The sequence below is a fragment of the Microcoleus sp. Aus8_D2 genome, assembly GCF_036702665.1.
Classification (GTDB): Bacteria; Cyanobacteriota; Cyanobacteriia; order Cyanobacteriales; family Microcoleaceae; genus Microcoleus.
On record NZ_JAUBUN010000015.1, the window covers coordinates 25,675 to 29,196 of the forward strand.

The following is a 3,522-nucleotide window of genomic DNA, read 5'->3' on the forward strand; positions in this document are numbered from 1 at the left end:
TGGCCGGGTTTTTTTTGCGGTATTGAGGCTGATGCTGAAAAAGTTTGAGGTAAGTGTCCGGATTGCGCGAGAATTCTTAGGAAGCTTAGTTGGTAGATGCACCCTGATTAATTAACTCCCGACCAATTTTGGCCGGGTTTTTTTTGTCGATGCTTAAGAGAGGTACAAATAGGGTAAGGTGGGCAGTGCGCACCCTACAAATAGAGGAAGAAGCCGGGTTTCTGAAATCATAAATTTCCCAAACTGTCCTGAATGTGGTGCTGTTGAGCTGGAGATTAAATTAGTAGATGCACCCTGATTAATTAACTCCCGACCAATTTTGGCGCGGGAGTTTTTTTTGTAGAACTTACGTATAACAAGAGGTAGCGACAGGTTGAGGATCTAGGTGCATGGGTTGAGAAACCTGGTTTGTACGAGTTTTGCGTACAGGAACCAGAAATCTAGAAAGAAACCGGGTTTCTCAAATCATCGATTTTCCGAAACAGTCCTGAAAGAGGTGCTGTCGGGTGGGAGATTAAATTAGTAGATGCACCCTGATTAATAAACCCCAGCCAATTTTGGCCGGGGTTTTTTTTCGATCGAAAGCTGGATTAGTCTTTCGAGCTACAACAGATCGAAAGACTGCACCTCAAGCACCGGCCCGATCATCGCAAAAGTCATCACATCCTTGCGGATTTCACCTTTGACGCTGACTTTCAAAGCTGCTTTTTTCAACTCAGAAGGAGCATCCTTAAGTTCGTAAGTTTCCCCATCTTCGCCGACTAAAGCCCAAGTACCGGGGCCTAATCCTTTGCGTTCAATTTCGCCTTTGACTGTAATACTCATGCAGACTGCGCCTCTGTTTTAATTGCTAAACGTGCCAATCCAAAACACAACAAAGCATTGACAATCAAGAATGTTTGTGCTACTACACCAGTTCCCAATCCCCAAACTGCGGGAGAGACAACAGCGTTCACGGCTAAACAGCTAGCAAAGCCGATCGATGTGGCGATCGCGATCCACTTCCACTCTCTGTGTCCCAACAGCAAAACAATCAAAATGCCGGGAATCAAAACGCTAGCAAATAAGGGATTCAGCATACTGCTGCCGTTAATTGCACCGCCGAGTTCGGGGATAGAACTACCCATGATTCTCATCGGCCACTGCGGCAAGTCAAAGACAAACAAGTTGCGTAGGAAACAGAACCCTGAACTTCCAGCTATCAAGCCGCCGGAAAAGCCCCAAGTCCATTGGAACGGAAAATAATTCCGCAAAATGAAAGCTAGCAGGTAAGAACCGAGCACCATGGCAATTTTAGGTAACAGGGCGACTGCACCGCCGTCAATCCAGAAGCGGGGGCTGAGATAGCCGTTGTCGCGCAGCCAGCGGAAGAAGTCGCGGAAGTTGATTTGTCCGCGCTGGGCTAGCTGAACTGCTGCGCCTGCGTCTAGGTGTCCCGAACCAAAATGGTTTAAGGGGTCTTCTGTGACATTCCGCGAGGACTGCAAGAGTATGCTGCGAATTTGGTCTGGTTCTGTGATGCCTGATGCTTTGATCAGGGCTGCAACGCCGGCGACGTGGGGAGAAGCCATGCTGGTTCCTTGGTAGGCTTCAAAGACTTCGGCACCTGTTTCTGGGTCGATCGTACTTTGGAGAATTTTGCCCAGTTCGGAACCGCCGGGGGCAGAAATGTCAACACCCGCGCCGAAATTGGAATAATCGGCTTTTTCTTCGTTGGGGCCGAGGGCGGAAACGCCGATCACGTGGGGATAGCGGGCGGGATAGGAAGCGGAACTCTCGCCGGAGTTGCCGGCGGCTGCGATGATGACAACGCCTTTAGAGTGGGCGTAGTCGATCGCCTCTGCCATTAACTGACTTTCGCCGCCGCCGCCTAAACTCATGTTGATGACATCTGCGCCGTTGTCAGCAGCAAATTTAATTGCTTCGGCGATGTCGGAAACTGTACCGCCACCGCTGCCGCTTAATACTTTGAGCGGCATTAAAGCTGCTTCGTAAGCGATGCCTGCGACGCCGTAGTTGTTGTTAGTTGATTGGGCGACTGTACCGGCGACGTGAGTACCGTGGCCGTTGTCATCGTAGGCTTCGGCGCGATCGTTTACAAAGTCGTAGCCCGGTACAAATTTGGTTTCTTTTAAGTCGGCGACGGGGGTAATGCCGGTGTCAATTATCGCTACTGTTGTACCGCTGCCTTTGGTTTCGTTCCAGGCAGATTCTACGTTGATGCTGCGCAGATTCCACTGCTTAGTATACATGGGGTCGTTGGGAATCTCGAATGCGCTGTAGACGTAGTTCGGTTCAATGTATTCGGTATCTTTAGCCACATTTGATTTTTTCAGGGCTGTTAGCAAAGTGCGATCGCCCTTGACAACATACACATTATCTGATGCTGAGAATTCGCTGTTGAGTTGCGGTGCGATTTGGTACTGTTGGGCGATCGCATTTACTTCTTTGGCAATCTCAGCAGCACCGATATCTTCGCGGAAATCCAGCACAATCGAGTCGTAGGTGCCTTGAGTAGCCAGTCCTGGGAAATTTGAAATTGCCCAGCCGAGCCCGATTAAAAATAAGCACAAAAGGAAAAACTTTTTCATGGCCGATCGTCCGTTTAGGGAAGGCTTGTTCACCACAATAACCCAATTTTCAGTGCGATCGCCAGTTTTACGGGTTGTGGCTTCGGTCGAACTGGCGGGCGGGCGTTTGGTATTTTGCAGTGCGGGCTGTCCGTGCGATCGTAAATTGGTGTAATTTCTAGTTTAAATTGCCGAGCAAGTTTGAGGAGTTCAATCAATTGTATCATTAAACCAGATGGCAAACAAAATCGGGAGTATTTTCAACAAGGATATTGCATGGAAAGAGGTTTAATGTGGCTGCCGCTGCTGGCAATTTTTATTTCTCTGGCTTGGGCGGGATGGAACGAGTATCAAAAGCTGGAAGCGTATCGGGTCTGGGCAGAACAATTCGCCAAGGCCAAGTACGATATTTATGCTGTACTCGGTCAGCAAGAAGACTGTTTGACTTGGGGGAAACCTACTCGCAGCGGGCCTGTGAATTTGCAAACTTTTTCTTTGAAAAATGTGGATTCGCTGCGGTTGTTAGTTAACGGTGCCGTGGTAGATTTAGAGTCGCCGCCGAATTCTGGAAATGCGATCGCCCTAGAATTTTTGTTCAAAGAGGCTGCGGCGGTGCAGGTTCCTTTTACAGAAGTTCCTCTAGCGACTAAATGGGCAAAGTATTTGCAGCAGGAATTGCAGCGTTTCCTGTAAAATTATCGAGTCAATGGCATTTCTGAATCCTCTGATGTCCGGTAGATAGATCGCAATCAAATAGGTTTGTAGTGAGGACTTTAGTCCGCATAAAATCAGAGGACTAAAGTCCTCACTACAAACGTGAGAATGGTTTGTAGTGAGGACTTTAGTCCGCATAAAACCAGAGGACTAAAGTCCTAACTACAAACGTGAGAATGGTTTGTAGTGAGGACTTTAGTCCGCATAAAACCAGAGGACTAAAGTCCTAACTACAAAC

At 48.3% G+C, this 3,522-nt stretch carries 4 protein-coding genes; 1 reads left to right on the forward strand and 3 read right to left on the reverse strand.

Going from position 1 to position 3,522, the window contains the following annotated elements; translation table 11 throughout:
- Positions 1 to 603 precede the first annotated feature (603 nt).
- Genes QUB64_RS14120 through QUB64_RS14130 form a run of 3 tightly spaced genes read right to left on the reverse strand, consistent with a single transcriptional unit; the run spans position 604 to position 2,797 of the window.
- Positions 604 to 825 carry a hypothetical protein gene (locus QUB64_RS14120; RefSeq protein WP_333276998.1) on the reverse strand — a complete coding sequence of 74 codons (222 nt, stop codon included), beginning with the start codon at positions 823 to 825 and terminating at the stop codon, positions 604 to 606.
- On the reverse strand, positions 822 to 2,591 hold the full coding sequence (locus QUB64_RS14125; protein ID WP_333276996.1) for a S8 family peptidase: 1,770 nt from the start codon (positions 2,589 to 2,591) through the stop codon (positions 822 to 824). Before QUB64_RS14125 ends, QUB64_RS14120 begins: the two co-directional genes overlap by 4 nt.
- Positions 2,592 to 2,620: 29 nt before the next feature.
- Positions 2,621 to 2,797 carry a hypothetical protein gene (locus tag QUB64_RS14130; protein WP_333276994.1) on the reverse strand — a complete coding sequence of 59 codons (177 nt, stop codon included), beginning with the start codon at positions 2,795 to 2,797 and terminating at the stop codon, positions 2,621 to 2,623.
- 49 nt (positions 2,798 to 2,846) lie between these two features.
- Here QUB64_RS14130 and QUB64_RS14135 point away from each other — a divergent pair, with 49 nt between their 5' ends.
- Complete coding sequence (locus QUB64_RS14135; protein ID WP_333276992.1) at positions 2,847 to 3,263, forward strand: hypothetical protein; 417 nt, start codon at positions 2,847 to 2,849, stop codon at positions 3,261 to 3,263.
- Positions 3,264 to 3,522 lie beyond the last annotated feature (259 nt).

Excerpts from the sequence above, each read along its gene's own strand:
- QUB64_RS14130 (WP_333276994.1), bottom strand. The coding sequence starts at position 2,797 with ATGATACAATTGATTGAACTCCTCAAACTTGCTCGGCAATTTAAACTA.
- QUB64_RS14135 (WP_333276992.1), top strand. The coding sequence starts at position 2,847 with ATGGAAAGAGGTTTAATGTGGCTGCCGCTGCTGGCAATTTTTATTTCT.
- QUB64_RS14120 (WP_333276998.1), bottom strand. The coding sequence starts at position 825 with ATGAGTATTACAGTCAAAGGCGAAATTGAACGCAAAGGATTAGGCCCC.
- QUB64_RS14125 (WP_333276996.1), bottom strand. The coding sequence starts at position 2,591 with ATGAAAAAGTTTTTCCTTTTGTGCTTATTTTTAATCGGGCTCGGCTGG.